The sequence below is a fragment of the Roseateles sp. GW821-FHT09G03 genome, assembly GCF_059416045.1.
The window spans coordinates 129,382-144,620 of the sequence record NZ_JBWKOK010000002.1 but is presented as its reverse complement, the minus strand read 5'-3'; the positions used below and the strand labels follow the sequence as shown (position 1 = coordinate 144,620).

Sequence of the window (15,239 nt, the reverse complement as noted above, 5' to 3'; positions counted from 1 at the left end):
ACGTCCGGTAACGGAGTCTCGGCGAGCGGAGGGTGTTCTGAAGAGCCGAGGAATCCCCAAACGCGTCCTGTTCGCTGCGCGTTCGGGGTTTCTGCCAATTAATTGGCGGGCGTCAGTGCAGAGGGATCAGGCGGCGGCCACGGGGCGGAGCGCGTCGCGTGTCGCCAGCGCCACACGGCGCGCGGCGGCGGCGAAGTCCTCGCCGGCGGACGCGTACAACACGGCGCGGGAGGAATTCACGATCACCGTGCCGCCGCTGCCGTCGTTCCCTCTGCGCCAGCCGGCCGCAACCGTGGCGGCCGCGTCGCCGCCCTGGGCGCCGACGCCCGGGATCAGCAGCGGCAGCGTCGGGGCGAGTTCGCGAACGCGCTCGATCTCCTTCGGGTAGGTCGCGCCGACCACCAGGCCCAGCTGGCCGTTGACGTTCCAGTCGCCCTGGGCCAGTGCGGCCAGGTGCTCGAACAGGCGCGGCTGGCCCGGCACGTCGGCCAGGCGCTGCATCTGCCAGTCGTCGCCGCCCGGGTTGGACGTGCGGCACAGCAGGAAGGCACCCTTGTCGGCGTAGCGCAGGTAGGGCTCGACGCTGTCGCGGCCCATGAACGGCGACAGCGTCACCGCGTCGGCCTGGTAGCGCTCGAAGGCCTCGCGGGCGTACTGCTCGGCGGTGGCGCCGATGTCGCCGCGCTTGGCGTCCAGGATCACCGGCACGTGCGGCGCGTGGCGCTTGATGTGGGCCATCAGCTGCTCGAGCTGGTCCTCGGCGCGGTGCGCGGCGAAGTAGGCGATCTGCGGCTTGTACGAGCTCACCAGGTCCTTGGTGGCGTCGACGATGGCGGCGCAGAAGTCGTAGATCCGGCCGGCGTCGCCCTTCCAGTGGGTCGGGAACTTCGCGGGATCGGGATCCAGCCCGACGCACAGCAGGGAGTCGTTCAGGCGCTCGGCGGCCTGGAGCTTCGACATGAATTTCATGTGCGGTATTGTCCCGCTTTTGCTTGAGATCACATCCGGGGGCGACGTCCCCGGGCGCTGGGAGGCGGGGATGGACGTGTTGAGAACGGCGCGACTGCGCCTGCGGTGGTTCCGGCAGTCGGATGCGGCCTTCATCCGCGGGCTGCTCAACGAGCCCGCGTGGATCGAACACATCTACGACGCGCAGGTCCGCACCGACGAGCAGGCCGCGGCCTGGATCCGCGAGCGGCTGGAGGCGCGCTACTGGCTGCTGGGTTACGGCTTCTGGGCCGTCGAGCGGATCGAGGACGGCGAGCTGCTCGGCCTGGCCGGCGTGATCCAGCGCGAGGGGCTGCCGCATCCGGACATCGGCTACGGCTTCCCGGCGCGGTTCTGGGGTCAGGGCTACGCACGCGAGGCGGCAGCCGCCACCTTCGCCTACTGCCGCCAGGTCCTGGGGCTGCGGCACCTGCTGGGCACGACCGCGCCGGAGAACCATCCGTCCGGTCGCGTGCTGCTCGCGATCGGCATGAGCGATGACGGGCTTCAGCAGACCGAGGCGCACGAAGGCCTGTCGCGGGTCTATTCGTGGCACGACCCGGTCGAACACGCCGATGCCGAGGACATCGCCGCGCTGCGGCGCCGCTGGCACGCCGCGCTGCGCGGTCCGGCCCGGCCGGCGCTGATGGCCTGCGTGACGCCGGAGACCGTCGACCGCGTGATGGCCAGCCGCACCGACCTGTCGCCGCAGGCGCTGGACCACCTGGCGCAGCGCTGGGCACCGATGGCGGATGACCCGACGCTGAGGGCGGTGCGCACGCCCGCGGGCTGGCGGCTGGAAGTGCCGGCCGATCGCTGAGGCCGTCGAGGCCCGACGCGCGCGTGCGCAGGCGCGCTTAAGCGTGGCTGAAGTCGGCGGGGGAGGGCCTCGCCTATGCTCGGTGCCATGGACATTCCTGCTCAGACCGCCGCGCGCATCCTGCTCATCGAGGACGACGAACGCCTGGCGCAGCTGGTCGCCGAGGCGCTCAGCAAGGCCAACTACGCGGTGACCGTCTGCGGCGACGGCCTGGCCGGCGAGGCGCTGATGCGGCAGGAACCCTTCGAGCTGGTGCTGCTGGACGGCCACCTGCCGGGCAAGGACGGCTTCGACGTGCTGCGCGACACGCGCCGCGATTTCCCCGGCCGCATCGTGATGCTGACGGCGCGCGACGATGACATCGACCAGGTGCTCGGCCTGGAGGGCGGCGCGGACGACTACATCGCCAAGCCGGTGGCGCCTCGCGTGCTGCTGGCGCGGTTGAAGGCGCTGCTGCGACGCGACGCGCTGCCGGCCGCGCATCCGGTCGGCGAGGCGCTGCACTTCGGCCCGCTGACGCTGCTGCCGCAATCGCGCGAGCTGCGTCTGAACGGCGAGCCCGTCATCCTCACGACCGCCGAATACGAGCTGCTGAACTTCCTCGCGCATCGCGCGGGCCAGGTCGTCAGCCGCGACGACATCATGCAGGGCCTGCGCGGGTTGGAGTTCGACGGGTTGGATCGCGCGATCGACGCGCGAATCTCGCGGCTGCGCAAGAAGATCGGCGACGACGCGCAGGCGCCGGTGCGGATCAAGACGGTGCGCGGGCAGGGCTACCTCTTCGCGATCGACTGATGGCCGCGATCACGCTGCGCGCCTCGCTGCTGCGGATGGCGCTGGGACTCGGGCTGGCGGTGCTGGCGCTGATCCTGCTCGTCGAGGGGCTGGTGCTGATCGGCGCGTCCGAAGTCACCAACGACTACGTCCGCAACTTCATGCGCGGCACGGTGGACCTGCTGGTGCGCGACCTCGCGCCGCTCGATCCGCCGGCGCGGCGCGAACGGGTGCGCGAGCTCGACGCGCAGTTCGACTATCCCGTGCGGCTGATCCGCACCGACCTCGCGCAGCTCAGCGCGGACCAGCGGCGCCGGCTCGAACGCGGCGAGGTGCTGGTCACCGGCTTCAACCGGCGCATCTACGCGGCGCTGCCGGGCGAACCGGACCAACTGCTGCTGCTCGGACCGCTCGATTCCAAGCGGGCGGGCGAGCTGCCGAAGGAACTCGCGGCGCAACTGGGTGTGGCGGTCGTGATCGCTCTGGCCGTTGCGCTGATCGCGTGGTGGCAACTGAGGCCGTTGTGGCGCGACCTGCGCGGATTGCAGCGCGCCGCCGAGCGATTGAGCGCGGGGCGGCTCGACACCGAATTGCCGCCGCTGAAGAGCCGGCTCTTCGCGCCGGTCGCCGCGGCGACGCGTGCGATGCTGGAGCGGCTGGCTGCCGCGATGGCGACGCAGCGTGAGTTGACTGGCGCGGTCTCGCATGAACTCCGCACGCCGCTGGCGCGGCTGCGCTTCGCCGTCGATGCGCTCGTCGACGAGGACGATCGCGACCGCCGCGAGCAGGCGGTGATGGCCTGCGAGCGCGACATCGCCGAGCTCGACGAACTCATCGATGCGAGCCTCACGCTGGCGCGGCTCGACATGGGCGCGCTGCAGCCGCATGTGATGCAGGGCAACCTGGGCGACATGCTGGCGAAGGAGGCGGCTTCGCTGGCGCCGCTGCTCGACGGCAAGGCGCTCGACACCGACTTGCGGCTGCCCGACGCGTTGCCCTTCGACGAGCGACTGCTGCCCTACGCGATCCGCAACGGGCTGCGCAACGCGGCGCGGTATGCGAAGGGCCGGATCCTGCTGACGGCGTGGGTCGAGGCGGGCCAGCTCTGGCTTGCGATCGACGATGACGGCGAGGGTGTGCCCCCGTCGCTGCGCGAGGCGGCCTTCGAGCCCTTCAAGCGTCTCGAGCGCAAGGGGCGCGGCACGCGCGGCTTCGGCCTGGGCCTGGCGATCGTGCGGCACGTGGCGCATGCACACGGCGGGCATGCGCGGCTGGGCGAAGCGCCGCGACTCGGTGGTGCGCGGCTGCTGCTTTACTGGCCTGCCGAAGCCGCCTGAATCCCATTTCTCCTTTATCCATCGGGGTTCCCGGCCGATCGAGGCCGCCGCGCGCGTGCGTGTGTTCGTGCGACTGCCGCCCCGCGTGAAGCTTCGTCAAGCGCTGCGCACGCCGCTGTCATCGACCGTCACACAAGCGCTCAACTCGCGCCACAGACGCGGCGAGGTCGAATTCCCAGAATGAGCTCCATGTCGAACGAGCCTGGCGGATGTCCAAGGCACCCCCGGACGACAGATCGGTCAACAGCTCTGAAGGAGTTCCAGATGAACAGCAACAACAACACCCGCCCCTCGATCAACGGCAAGAAGGCCGGCCTGCTGGCTGCCGCCGCCGTCGCGCTGACCTTGGGCGCGGGCGTCGCGCACGCCGATCCGATGACCCCGTACTACATCGGTGGCGACGTCGGCAAGGCCTCGCAACGCGTGGATGGCAACGCGCAGAAGCGCTCGTCGGACAGCTACAGCATCTTCGGTGGCTACAAGTTCAACGAGAACTTCGCCGCTGAAGTGGCCTACACCGACCTGGGCAAGGTCGACTTCGGCGGCGTGACCGCGAAGAACAAGGTGTACTCGCTGGACGGCATCGCCCGCGCTCCGCTGGGCGCCGGCTTCGGCGTCTATGGCAAGGTCGGCGTGGCGTACGCCCAGCGCGACTTCAGCAACGGCCTGGGCGACAAGGACAAGACCGGCCTGAAGCTGGGTGTCGGCGTCGACTACGCGCTGACGAAGAACGTCTCGCTGCGCGCCGAAGCGACCCGCTTCAACAACATGCCGCAAGCCAACGGCTTCGACAAGAAGGACGATCGTCTGAGCATGGGCCTGGCCTATCAATTCTAAGACGACCGGCCACGGTTGACCGGTGCCGATTCCCCCCGGCACCGGCGCCTGACGGGGGCTGCTCCGAGCGACACCCGAACCCCGATTCCCCGGCAGGTGCAAGGGCAGTGCAGAAATGCACTGCCCTTTTTTCATGTCGATCGGACGCGCGCGGATCGTGCTCGCCGTCCGTGACCGACGTCGTCCGCGCACAGGCGGGTCATGGGCGTCGGCCCTCGTTCTCGATGGAATGCAAACGCGCCGTCACCCGACGGTGTGATTCATCGACGCCAAGGTCGTGAATCCACTTCCTCTTCGAGAACCTCGACATGAACGCACTGAAAACCTCCTGTGAATCGCGCGACCTGGAATTCCGCGAACTGACCGACGCGGAGATCGACACCGTGCACGGCGGCGATTCGTGGGCCGGCACGCCGGAAGGCCGCGCGACGGCCGACGCCACGACCTGCGCCAACACCATCCTCGCGTGGAGCGGCATCGGCTCCACGGTGGGCGGCATCGGCGGCAGCTTCATCACCGTGCTGGGCGGCTGGGCCATCGGCGGCGGCCTGGCCGCGGAGTACTCCAAGGCATGCAACATCACGCGGTGAATACGGACGCTCCCGCGCGGCCGTCGACAGGCGGCCTGCCCCGGACCGTGGCGCGCGTGGTCGCGGCGGGCGCGGGCGCCCGTCTCGTGCTCGCGTTGCCCGGGTGCTGCTCGGCCTGGTCGTACCCGCAGCTCAGCCTGGCGATCGTCGGCGCGTGCTTGTGGGGCGCCGTGGTCTTCCGGGTGACGCTGGTGTTCCTCGCGGCTGCTGTCGACGGCACGCAGCCACGGGTCTCGCGAGGCGGCGTCGCCGCCCTCGGTCTCGTGGCCGCGGCGATCGGGGCGGAGGCCTTCCTGGCCATCGCGGAGGTCGCGTCCGACCCGCTGGTGGTCACGGTGCTCCAGGTCGTCGCGGTGAGCTGGATGCTGGGCTGCGCGGTGCTCGTCGGACGCCGCTGGCGTCAATCTCCAACTGCTGATCGGAACACCCGATAGCAAAAAGGGGCAGTGCCTGTTTGCACTGCCCCTTCTTTGCGATCCGGCGATCGCGAGGTCGATCGCTTCAGGTCGATGGATCAGATCCGCTTCGCCAGCGCTTCCGCCGTGCCGGTGTAGTTGCCCGGCGTCATCGCCAGCAGGCGTTGCTTCTCGGCTTCCGGCAACTCCAGACCCTGGATGAAGGCCTGGATCGACTCACGCGTGATCGCCTTGCCGCGGGTCAGCTCCTTCAGGCGCTCGTACGGGTTGGGCAGCGCGTAGCGGCGCATCACCGTCTGGATCGGCTCGGCCAGCACTTCCCACGACGAATCCAGGTCCGCGTCCAGCGCGGCCTGGTTGAGCTCCAGCTTGTCGAGGCCCTTGGTCAGCGAGTCGTAACCCAGCAACGCGTAACCCAGCGCCACGCCCATGTTGCGCAGCACCGTCGAGTCCGTCAGGTCCCGCTGCCAACGCGAGATCGGCAGCTTCTGGCTCAGGTGCGTCAGCACCGCGCTGGCCAGGCCGAAGTTGCCCTCGGCGTTCTCGAAGTCGATCGGGTTGACCTTGTGCGGCATCGTCGACGAGCCGATCTCGCCGGCTTTCGTCTTCTGCTTGAAGTAGCCCAGCGACACGTAACCCCACACGTCGCGCGACCAGTCCACGAGGATGGTGTTGGCGCGCGTTACGGCGTCGAACAGCTCGGCCATGTAGTCGTGCGGCTCGATCTGGATCGTGTAGGGATTGAAGGTCAGACCCAGCTGCTTCTCGATCACCGACTGGCTGAACGCCTCCCAGTCCTTCTCCGGATAGGCCGACAGGTGCGCGTTGTAGTTGCCCACGGCGCCGTTCATCTTGGCCAGCAGCTTCACCTCGGCGATCACCGTGCGGGCGCGGCGCAGGCGCGCCACGACGTTCGCGATCTCCTTGCCGACGGTCGTCGGGCTGGCGGTCTGGCCGTGCGTGCGGCTCAGCATCGGCGCGGCGGCGTGGGCCTGGGCCATCGCGGTCATCTTCTCGATGACACGGTCCAGCGCCGGCAGGATCACCTGGTCGCGCGCGGCCTTCAGCATCAGGCCGTGGCTGGTGTTGTTGATGTCCTCGCTGGTGCAGGCGAAGTGCACGAACTCGCCAGCGCCTTCCAGCTCCGCCTTGCCGGCGAACTGCTGCTTGATCCAGTACTCGACCGCCTTGACGTCGTGGTTGGTCGTCTTCTCGATGTCCTTGATCGCCTGCGCGTCGGTCTCCGCGAAGTTGGCCACCAGCGTTCGCAGGAACTCGCGCGAGGCTGTCGACAACGGCTTCAGTTCCGCCAGGCCGGCGTCGGACAGCGCGATGAACCACTCGATCTCCACCTGGACGCGACGATGCATCAGGCCGAATTCCGACAACAGCGGACGCAGCGCGGCCATGCGCGATGCATAGCGGCCATCCAGGGGCGACAGGGCGGTGAGGGCGGAGAGATTCATGGCGCGCGCGGGCCGGAACCGGCCATTCAGGGGGTGGGACAAACCCGGGGATTCTACAGAGCGGGTCACAATGGCCCCCGCTCCGACCCGCCACCCCCGAGGGGATGCATCCGTCGGGTGCGGAGCAGGGACTTTGAGGGAAGGCTCGAGGGAAGGCATGCAAGAGAGAAGTCAACGCAAGGGCACCGTCTGGATGACGGCCCAGACGCTCGTCACGGCCGCGGCATCCGCCGTCACGATGACCCTGATGAGCGGCTGCAAGCCGGCCGGCGATGCGCCCCGGCCGCTGGCGCCGGTCGAGGCGGCCTCGGCCAACCCGGCCGTCAGCGCCACGCTGCTCAAGCAGAGCGATGAGGTGCTCGCGCGCTACCGCCAGATGATCGTGCTGATGGATGGCGAAGCAGCACTGAAGTCCGCCGAGCGCGATGCCGTGCGGTCCGTCGGCATGCTGCTCTTCCACGACATGCAGGAGAGCATCCGCGCCCTCGGTGAGACGGCGGCCAGGAGCACCGATCCCGCCGGCCTGGCCGCGCTCTCGGAGCTGCTCGACCGCATCGAGCAGGAGCCGTCGTGGTTCGACGCCGACCGGCTCGCGTTCAAGGAATTCCTGACCCAACTCTCGCAGCAGTTCTCGACCTCGCAGAGCATCGCCGGCCTCAAGCTGGCCAAGCGCGCGGGCGAGGACCTGAGCGTGCTGGCCGAGATCGAGAACGCCTACGAGCAGGAACTGCGCGACACCTTCGGCCGCTTCGCGCAGCGCGGCATCGTGCCCAAGCGCGAGAAGTGGACCGACTACGTCGCCAAGCTCAAGGGCTTGTACGCGCGCGACCGCATCCTGAAGGACTACGCGACCATCCTGCCGGATCTGCAGGCGCGCCCGAGCGTCACGGAGGGCCCGGACGACGCCGTCGCCTCGACGTCCACCGCGCAGACAGCGACCGCGCCTGCCGCGGCGGCCGCGACGCGCGGACCGACCAAGGCGGAGCGCGAGTTCTTCGGCCGTCAGCTGCCGCCCAAGACGGTGCTGCTGACCTTCGACGACGGCCCGCACCCGCGCTACACCGACGAGATCCTGGAGATCCTCAAGCGCTACCAGGCGCCGGCCGTGTTCTTCGAACTGGGCCGCAACCTCGGCAGCGTCGACGCGAACGGCAAGATCAAGCCGGGCCCGGGCAGCGAGGTCGCCAAGCGCGTGCTCGCCGCCGGCCATCCGATCGCGAACCACAGCTTCAGCCACGGCGTGATGTCGAAGTTCGAGCTCGACAAGGTCCGCCAGGAAGCCAGCTCGACCGAAGCGCTGCTCGACGCCGCCGGCCGCGACGGCCAGGCGCTGTTCCGCTTTCCCTACGGCGCGCGCAACGACGCGGCACTGGGCGCAATCGAGGCGCTCAAGCTGCGCTCGATGATGTGGAACGTCGACTCGCTGGACTGGTCCGACCCCATCCCGAAGTCCATCGCCGCGCGCGTGCTGGGCGAGCTCAGCAAGCAGCAGCGCGGCATCGTGCTGTTCCATGACATCCACGCGCGCACCGTCGAGGCGCTGCCGCTGGTGCTCGATCAACTGAAGGCCGAGGGCTACAAGTTCGCGGCCTGGAAGGACGGCAAGATCTTCGCGGCCGACACGCCCGCCGCGGACGCGACGCCGCCGGATCTTGCGGGCGCGAACCTCTATCGCGACAGCGTCGCGCTCGTGATCGGCATCGACCAGTACAAGGCCTGGCCCCGACTGCAGCATGCGGTGCGCGATGCCCGCGCGATCCAGGAGACGCTGCAGACGCAATTCGGCTTCCGGCCCGAGAACGTCACCACGCTGACCGACGCCGACGCGACGCGCGCCAACATCCTGCGCGCGCTCAACGGCATGGCGCGCAAGGGCGGCGACGGCAAGCTCAAGCGCGACGACCGCGTCTTCGTCTTCTTCGCCGGCCACGGCAGCACGCGCAAGCTGCCGAGCGGACGCGACGTCGGCTACATCATCCCGGTCGACGCCGGCACCGACGACCTGCAGACCGACGCGATCGCGATGCCGCAGCTGCAGGAGCTCAGCGAGGCGCTGCCTGCGAAGCACGCGTTCTTCGTCATCGATGCCTGCTATTCGGGCCTGGGACTGACGCGCGGCGGCGCGCCGGGCGGCAGCGCCAACTTCGTGCGCGACAACGCGCGCCGCATGGGCCGCCAGATGATGACGGCCGGCGGTGCCGACCAGCAGGTCGCCGACGACGGTCCTGGCGGACATTCGGTCTTCACCTGGACGCTGCTGCAGGCGCTGTCCGGCAAGGCCGACCTCAACGGCGACGGCCTGATCACCGCGACCGAACTGGCCGCCTACGTGGCGCCGGCGGTCTCTGCGATCGCGCACCAGACGCCCGCCTTCGGCAGCCTGCCGGGCAGCGAGGGCGGCGAGTTCATCTTCGAACTCGCTTCCGCGCAGGAGCAGGCGCTGAGCGGCGACAGCAACCAGCTCGACGCCAAGACGAGCGCGCTCGCCAAGCAGGCCGACGACGCCCGCAACGCCCAGCTGCAGCCCGTCGCACAAGCCTCCGCGCCGACCGGTGCCTCACCCGGATCGCCCGCGGCCAGCGCGACCTCGGTGCAGGTCACGCTGAAGGGCCTGGACGGCACGGACACAGCGATCGCGACGAGCGCCGCCCCGGCGCCGACCAGTGCGCGCATCGCGGCGCAACGTGCCAACGACCGCGGCCTGCAGCTCTACAAGGAGCGCCGCTACGACGAGGCCGAGGCCGCGTTCACCGAGGCGCTCAAGCTGCAGCCCAAGTTCGCCCTGGCGGCCAACAACCTCGGCTTCATCTACTACAAGCGCGACAAGCCGGCCGAGGCCGCGCGCTGGTACCGCAAGGCGATCGAGATGGACGGCAGCCGCGCGCTGGCGCACCTGAACCTCGGCGATGCGTTGCTGCGCGCGGGCGACGACGCGGGCGCGCAGGCGGCGTACCAGGCCTTCATCGAGCTCTCGCCCAAGCATGCGCGGGCCGTGGAACTCAAAGCCTGGATCGAGCATCCGGACAGCGCGAAGAAACCGGAACCGCCGCGGTGAACCGACGCCCTTCCCGATGCCGCGCCAGCGGCCGGGGAGAGGCGCCGGACAGCGATCGAATAGCGATCGAATAGCGATCGATCGGCGATCGGAAATGACGGCGATCGAGCGTTGGAAAGCGCCGACGGCGGGCGGGTTGTCCCTGATGCGAGCGGCATTCCGCCTGCTGCTTAATCCGTCCTTTCCCGCTCGGTTGACGACTGGTTACCGCTTCGCTCGATGCTTTCCCTGGCCTCCGATGGCGCCGCACCGCGCCTGATCCGCGTGCATCAGATTGATCCCCTTGCCTGGGCGCCGCTGCTGGCGGCCAGCGAGAGCGAGGGGCGGCAGATGCTGCGCCGCCTGATGGACGAATGGCGCAGCGGCGCCAACCGCTACGAGCAGCCCGGTGAATCGCTGTGGGCCTGGCTTGATGCGACCGGACTGGTCATCGCGGTGGGCGGTCTCAACGTCGAGCCGCCGCCCGGACGTCCTGGCACCGGCCGCATGCGTCGCTTCTACGTGCATCCCGACTGGCGCGGTCACGGCCTGGCGAAGCGCCTTGTGAATGCGGTGCTGGCCAGTGCACAGGGCCACTTCAGCCGCTTGCATGTCAACTGCGAAGAACCGGCCTCCGCGACCTTCTGGACCCGCTGTGGCTTCGCGCCGATAGCCGCGGCCCTCGATCCCAACGAGCGTCCCGCCCGCTACACCCATGTGCGGCTGCTGCCGCAATTCCAGGCCGCCTGACAGGCTGACAGCCAGACAAGACCTGTCCCTCTCACGGAGTCCTCGGTAGCAAAACCTAGGAAGTGAGAAGGTGGTTGGGGACGGGAGGGCGTGGGGTTTCCGCGCTTGCCGCGGGGGCCCCATGTCCTCGCGGCCAACGCCCGTGCTGGCGAAGGACGAGCGGACTCAAGCAGTCTTCGGCGGCCAGTGCTTCGCGCACACCTCGACGACGTGGGGCAGCGCTTCTATGCGCCCGAGCAGCGCGAAGAACTCCGGCCGATTCGCCTCGAGGTATTTCCTCGACCCCGACCACTTCGACACAATCACCGCCATCGCGTCGAGCGCTCCCGGCTTCGCGCCGCTGAGCCATGGCTGCCCGGGGAACATGTCCGCGAAGATCTCCCAGTGCTTGTGCAGCCGCGCCTTCGTGCCGGCGATGATGGCCTCGCGGTCGTCCTTGTCGGTGCGCGTCGAGTAGCGCTCCGGATAGTCGATGATGCTGATGCAGCTGTAGCAGTTGGCCGCGATGTAGACGAGGCCGCGCAGGATCTGATCGCGGTGGCGCTCGTCGGCGCCGAGCAGTCCGGCGGAGGGGAAGCGCAGGCCGAGATGCATCAGGATGGCGCCGCTCTCGGTGAGCACGTCGCCGTCGGGCGTATGCAGCGTCGGGATCTGCATCAGTGGATTGAGCTTGCGCAGCGCGTCCTGCTCCGACGCGTTCTCCCACGAGGACGCGTGCACCGTGCGGTACTCCTGGCCGCACCAGCGCAGGCCGATCTCGACGATCGCCGAGCCGGAACCCTGCGTGCCGTACAGGACGTAGCCGGCGCCGGGTGTCGAGGTGGACGTCGAGTTGGAAGCCGAAGGGGAGGCGGTCATCACGATCTCCGCGAAGGTGGAGCGGAGAGTGTAGGAGCGTCGATCAGCGCTCGAAGAACCGCATCCGCTCCTCGTCCGCCGGGTGCGTGTTGAACGCGATGCGCAGCAGCTCGCCGGCGCCGGCCTTGGCCCGTTCGCCGATGTCGCGGCCGAGGCCTGCGGGCTCGGAGGCGCGTTCGGCGCGCGCCTGGGCGGACCGCTTCGCACGCCACTCGCCGATGCGCTCGAACAGCACCAGCATCGCCCGTGGCGACCGGCCGCTGTCGACGAGCAGCCGTTTCGCCTGTGCGTCGGCCGCGCGCTCGAAGTCGCGCGAGTAGCTCGCTTGCATCAGCACCGCGGGCGCGCCCGCGAGCAGGCTGGAGAAATCGCCGATCGCGAAACCCAGCAAGCCTCCCATCAGGCTCGCGCGCATCGTCAGCCGCAGGCCGTGCTGCTCGCGCACATGGCCGAGTTCATGCGCCAGCACGCCGAGCACCGCATCGGGCTCGTCGCCCAGCAGCCGCAGCAGTTCGTCGGTGACGACGATGTGCCCGCCCGGCAGCGCGAACGCGTTCGGACCGAAGGTCTGGCCGGCGTCGCGGAAGTGCAGCTCGTAGGGGGTCGATTCGCCGGGCTGGCTCGCGACCATCGCGGCGAAGCGCTCGCGCCACTGCCGCTGATCGCGCGTCGATGTCTGGCTCGGCTTGAGCAGCAGGTCGTCGATCTGCGCCATCGCCCCGTCGCCGATCGACTGCTCGATAGCCGCGGGCAGGTGGCGAGCGATCACGTCCGCAGCGGCGGGTACGCCCCAGTGCCAGGTCGCGCCGCCGACGGCCACGACCACGACCAGCGCCACGATCGAGTGCTTCCAGCTGGAGAACCACCGCACCGCGAGTCCACCGCCCAGCCCGCGTCCTTGCGTCGAAGCGTCGGCCCAGGCGTCCCAATCGGCGGCGTCCTTGGCCATCAACACACCGCCGTCGGGCAACTGCGCCTGGCGCTGCCCGTGGCGCGTGCGCTCCGGCCATTGCACCTGGCGGATCGGGTAGCGGCGCTCGACGCCTTCCAGCCCCTGGTCGTGGACGACCAGCTGCTCGCGCTCCAGCCACAGGCGGACCGGCCGCGCGCGGGCGCTGCGGCCGTCGAACCAGTCCGCGTGGAGGGTGGCCGCTTCCGCCGCCTGCTCCGCGCCCGCCGCGCCCGCCGCGCTTGCCGCACTCGGCGACGCGCTCGGAGCGTCCGCTGCTTCCGGCATCACAGCCCCATGTCGATGCCGAAGAAGTCACCCGCGAGATCGCCCGCGGCGTCCTGCGAGGCGCTCTCCTGTCCGGCCACCCAGGTCTCGGGGTCGCCGTCCATCGTCAGGCTCACCGCCTCCAGGCGCATGCGCGCGGTGTGCACCGCGGCGAACGGCCGGTACAGGCCGAGGGTCAGCGCGGTCAGCAGCCAGTTCTTCAACGTGAGCCCGGCCAGCGCGCCGAAGCGCAGCTGGCTGGTGAAGGACAGGTCGTCGGTCGTCGTGCGGTTCCAGAGCAGGTTCTGGAAACGTGCCGTGAAGAACGGCCCGACCAGGGTGAACATCAGCAGGTAGATCAGACCGACCGAGATGAACGTGGAGACCATGATCGCCGCCTGGGACTTGCCCAGGAAGATGCTCATGCCCGACAGCAGCATCACCAGCACCGTGCCCGTCACGATCACGAGCAGCCCGATGCCGGCGCCCTTGAGGCACAGCCAGTACATGCTGCCGGCGCCCAGACGCAGTTCGCCCTGCTGCGCCGCGATGCGGTAGCCGTTGTGCTGGTAGCGCTTGGCCGCCGCGACGATCCACGGCATCACCAGCGCCATGCCGAGCACGGCCAGCAGCACCAGTTGCTCGACGATCCCGAAACGCGGCTTGCCGTCGACCAGCAGCCCGGCGGGGCCGCCGAGCGCCTGGGCCGCGAGCACCACGCCGGACAGGATCCACACCGGCAGCGCCGGGGCGTAGGCGCCCTTGAGCGTGCCGGCGAAACCGAAGCGCAGGCCGCGCCACGCGGTGTTCCCCAACCGGAACTGCATGCCGGCGCGCCACAGCGCCGGCCAGATCGCGGCCATCACGACGAAGGCCACCAGGCCTGCCATCGGCGAGAAATGGCCCGCCGCCGAGTACGTGCCCATCAGCACCAGCAGCAGCACATGGCCGCGGAACATCTTCCACGGATCGCCGTGGAAGCTCAGCGCATGGCCGTCGACCAGCGTGTTGGCGTAGAAGTAGCGGATGCGCCGCGCCTTCGCGAACGGCCAGTACAGGCTGGCCGTGACGATCGTCAACAGCAGGTTGACGATCCAGATCCGGAAGTATTCGCTGCCCGATCCGGTGAACTGGATCTCCAGCTTGCGCTTGCGGTACTCCGACAGCGGCCACCCGGTCAGTCCGCCGGTCGCCGCTCCCTCCTCGTGCTCTCGCATGATTCCCTCTCTCTGTCGCTGTGTTGTCGCTCTCAAGGAGCTGTTCCGTCTTGTGGGCGCATCGCTTGCCTGATGCGCCTTCGTCGGCCCCCGGCCGCGACCCCGCATCCAGGCGGGGCGGGCGGGAGTGTGCGTCACCGGCGCAGGGGACGGCAATACACCCAAATGAGGGCAGCCCGACTGTCGCTTGCGGGAGTCAGTCCCCGGAGGCGACTCGGTAGAATCCCGCGACACCATGAAGCTCATCGGATCCCTCACCAGCCCCTACGTCCGCAAGGTCCGCGTCGTCATGGCGGAAAAGAAGCTCGACTACCAGTTCGAGCTGGAAGACGTCTGGGGCAGCGACAACATCCTCAAGATCAATCCGCTCGGCAAGGTGCCGTGCCTGGTCATGGAGGGACAGGATTCGATCACCGGCGCGGTGTTCGATTCGCGCGTCATCGTCGAGTACGTCGACACGCTGTCGCCAGTCGGCCGCCTCATTCCCGAGCGCGGCCGCGAGCGCTGCGAGGTGCGCACCTGGGAGGCGCTGGCCGACGGCCTGATCGACGCCTGCATCGCGGCGCGCCTGGAGCACACCTGGTCCGGCCGCGCGCCGGGCGAGCGCAGCGAAGCCTGGGTGGCGCGTCAGATGAACAAGGTCCTGGCCTCGCTGCAGGCGATGGCCAACGGCCTGGGCGAGAAGCACTGGTGCTCCGGCAACCACTTCACGCTGGCCGACATCGCGCTCGGCTGCGCGCTGGGCTACCTGGACTTCCGCTTCGCCCAGATCGACTGGCGCGCGGCGCATCCCAACCTGGCGAAACACTTCGAGAAGCTCATGACGCGTCAGAGCTTCCAGGACACGCTGCCGCCCGCGAACGGCTGACCCGGCGCACGGCGCGAGGCCGTCCTTCCGCGGACCGTCGCCCGGCGCGTCTCCGTCCGATGGGCGGGG

Annotated in this window: 14 protein-coding genes; 9 read left to right on the top strand and 5 right to left on the bottom strand. The window is 69.4% G+C overall.

The annotated features are described in order from the left end of the window. Positions 1 to 126: 126 nt before the first annotated feature. On the bottom strand, positions 127 to 969 hold the full coding sequence (pyrF, locus tag AC07OZ_RS07865; protein ID WP_495466608.1) for an orotidine-5'-phosphate decarboxylase: 843 nt from the start codon (positions 967 to 969) through the stop codon (positions 127 to 129). Positions 970 to 1,039: 70 nt separating this feature from the next. Between pyrF and AC07OZ_RS07860 the strand changes: the two genes are divergently transcribed. The 6 genes from AC07OZ_RS07860 (at position 1,040) to AC07OZ_RS07835 (ending at position 5,779) form a co-directional block, all read left to right on the top strand. Further along, positions 1,040 to 1,807, top strand: coding sequence for a GNAT family N-acetyltransferase (locus AC07OZ_RS07860; RefSeq protein WP_495466607.1), 768 nt, complete (start codon positions 1,040 to 1,042; stop codon positions 1,805 to 1,807). 87 nt (positions 1,808 to 1,894) lie between these two features. After that, complete coding sequence (locus tag AC07OZ_RS07855) at positions 1,895 to 2,602, top strand: winged helix-turn-helix domain-containing protein (protein ID WP_495466606.1); 708 nt, start codon at positions 1,895 to 1,897, stop codon at positions 2,600 to 2,602. Continuing rightward, the gene (locus AC07OZ_RS07850) at positions 2,602 to 3,918 is read left to right on the top strand and encodes an ATP-binding protein (RefSeq protein WP_495466605.1); all 1,317 of its coding nucleotides are present in this window, start codon (positions 2,602 to 2,604) and stop codon (positions 3,916 to 3,918) included. Before AC07OZ_RS07855 ends, AC07OZ_RS07850 begins: the two co-directional genes overlap by 1 nt. 264 nt (positions 3,919 to 4,182) lie before the next feature. After that, a complete protein-coding gene (locus AC07OZ_RS07845) occupies positions 4,183 to 4,755 on the top strand; it encodes an outer membrane beta-barrel protein (protein WP_495466604.1) in 573 nt (190 codons plus the stop codon). A 308-nt stretch (positions 4,756 to 5,063) separates the two neighbouring features. Next, positions 5,064 to 5,345 carry a hypothetical protein gene (locus AC07OZ_RS07840; protein WP_495466603.1) on the top strand — a complete coding sequence of 94 codons (282 nt, stop codon included), beginning with the start codon at positions 5,064 to 5,066 and terminating at the stop codon, positions 5,343 to 5,345. Next, complete coding sequence (locus tag AC07OZ_RS07835; protein WP_495466602.1) at positions 5,327 to 5,779, top strand: hypothetical protein; 453 nt, start codon at positions 5,327 to 5,329, stop codon at positions 5,777 to 5,779. The genes AC07OZ_RS07840 and AC07OZ_RS07835 overlap by 19 nt, the downstream gene beginning before the upstream one ends. An 80-nt stretch (positions 5,780 to 5,859) precedes the next feature. Here the strand turns inward: AC07OZ_RS07835 and purB are convergent, their stop codons facing one another. Continuing rightward, positions 5,860 to 7,227 (bottom strand): adenylosuccinate lyase, encoded by a 1,368-nt coding sequence (gene purB, locus AC07OZ_RS07830; RefSeq protein ID WP_495466601.1) that lies wholly within the window; start codon positions 7,225 to 7,227, stop codon positions 5,860 to 5,862. Positions 7,228 to 7,384: 157 nt separating this feature from the next. Between purB and AC07OZ_RS07825 the strand changes: the two genes are divergently transcribed. Beyond that, positions 7,385 to 10,282: a polysaccharide deacetylase family protein gene (locus AC07OZ_RS07825; protein ID WP_495466600.1), complete on the top strand. Its 2,898-nt coding sequence runs from the start codon at positions 7,385 to 7,387 to the stop codon at positions 10,280 to 10,282. Positions 10,283 to 10,501: 219 nt separating this feature from the next. Continuing rightward, positions 10,502 to 11,011, top strand: a complete 510-nt coding sequence (locus AC07OZ_RS07820; RefSeq protein ID WP_495466599.1) for a GNAT family N-acetyltransferase — start codon at positions 10,502 to 10,504, stop codon at positions 11,009 to 11,011. Between the two features lie 165 nt (positions 11,012 to 11,176). Here AC07OZ_RS07820 and AC07OZ_RS07815 read toward each other — a convergent pair whose 3' ends face one another. Genes AC07OZ_RS07815 through AC07OZ_RS07805 form a run of 3 tightly spaced genes read right to left on the bottom strand, consistent with a single transcriptional unit; the run spans position 11,177 to position 14,302 of the window. Continuing rightward, positions 11,177 to 11,869, bottom strand: coding sequence for a glutathione S-transferase family protein (locus AC07OZ_RS07815; RefSeq protein ID WP_495466598.1), 693 nt, complete (start codon positions 11,867 to 11,869; stop codon positions 11,177 to 11,179). A gap of 43 nt (positions 11,870 to 11,912) precedes the next feature. Next, positions 11,913 to 13,106 carry a M48 family metallopeptidase gene (locus AC07OZ_RS07810; protein ID WP_495466597.1) on the bottom strand — a complete coding sequence of 398 codons (1,194 nt, stop codon included), beginning with the start codon at positions 13,104 to 13,106 and terminating at the stop codon, positions 11,913 to 11,915. Continuing rightward, positions 13,106 to 14,302 (bottom strand): YjgN family protein, encoded by a 1,197-nt coding sequence (locus tag AC07OZ_RS07805; RefSeq protein ID WP_495466596.1) that lies wholly within the window; start codon positions 14,300 to 14,302, stop codon positions 13,106 to 13,108. The genes AC07OZ_RS07810 and AC07OZ_RS07805 overlap by 1 nt, the downstream gene beginning before the upstream one ends. 235 nt (positions 14,303 to 14,537) lie before the next feature. On the opposite strand from AC07OZ_RS07805, the gene AC07OZ_RS07800 reads away from it, so the two are divergent. After that, complete coding sequence (locus AC07OZ_RS07800) at positions 14,538 to 15,170, top strand: glutathione S-transferase family protein (RefSeq protein ID WP_495466595.1); 633 nt, start codon at positions 14,538 to 14,540, stop codon at positions 15,168 to 15,170. The last annotated feature ends 69 nt before the right edge of the window (positions 15,171 to 15,239 follow it).

Bases quoted from the DNA above. Each gene is read 5' to 3' on its own strand.
- AC07OZ_RS07835 (WP_495466602.1), top strand. From the start codon at position 5,327: ATGCAACATCACGCGGTGAATACGGACGCTCCCGCGCGGCCGTCGACA.
- AC07OZ_RS07820 (WP_495466599.1), top strand. From the start codon at position 10,502: ATGCTTTCCCTGGCCTCCGATGGCGCCGCACCGCGCCTGATCCGCGTG.
- pyrF (WP_495466608.1), bottom strand. From the start codon at position 969: ATGAAATTCATGTCGAAGCTCCAGGCCGCCGAGCGCCTGAACGACTCC.
- AC07OZ_RS07810 (WP_495466597.1), bottom strand. From the start codon at position 13,106: ATGCCGGAAGCAGCGGACGCTCCGAGCGCGTCGCCGAGTGCGGCAAGC.
- purB (WP_495466601.1), bottom strand. From the start codon at position 7,227: ATGAATCTCTCCGCCCTCACCGCCCTGTCGCCCCTGGATGGCCGCTAT.
- AC07OZ_RS07855 (WP_495466606.1), top strand. From the start codon at position 1,895: ATGGACATTCCTGCTCAGACCGCCGCGCGCATCCTGCTCATCGAGGAC.
- AC07OZ_RS07805 (WP_495466596.1), bottom strand. From the start codon at position 14,302: ATGCGAGAGCACGAGGAGGGAGCGGCGACCGGCGGACTGACCGGGTGG.
- AC07OZ_RS07800 (WP_495466595.1), top strand. From the start codon at position 14,538: ATGAAGCTCATCGGATCCCTCACCAGCCCCTACGTCCGCAAGGTCCGC.
- AC07OZ_RS07840 (WP_495466603.1), top strand. From the start codon at position 5,064: ATGAACGCACTGAAAACCTCCTGTGAATCGCGCGACCTGGAATTCCGC.
- AC07OZ_RS07815 (WP_495466598.1), bottom strand. From the start codon at position 11,869: ATGACCGCCTCCCCTTCGGCTTCCAACTCGACGTCCACCTCGACACCC.
- AC07OZ_RS07825 (WP_495466600.1), top strand. From the start codon at position 7,385: ATGCAAGAGAGAAGTCAACGCAAGGGCACCGTCTGGATGACGGCCCAG.
- AC07OZ_RS07850 (WP_495466605.1), top strand. From the start codon at position 2,602: ATGGCCGCGATCACGCTGCGCGCCTCGCTGCTGCGGATGGCGCTGGGA.
- AC07OZ_RS07860 (WP_495466607.1), top strand. From the start codon at position 1,040: ATGGACGTGTTGAGAACGGCGCGACTGCGCCTGCGGTGGTTCCGGCAG.
- AC07OZ_RS07845 (WP_495466604.1), top strand. From the start codon at position 4,183: ATGAACAGCAACAACAACACCCGCCCCTCGATCAACGGCAAGAAGGCC.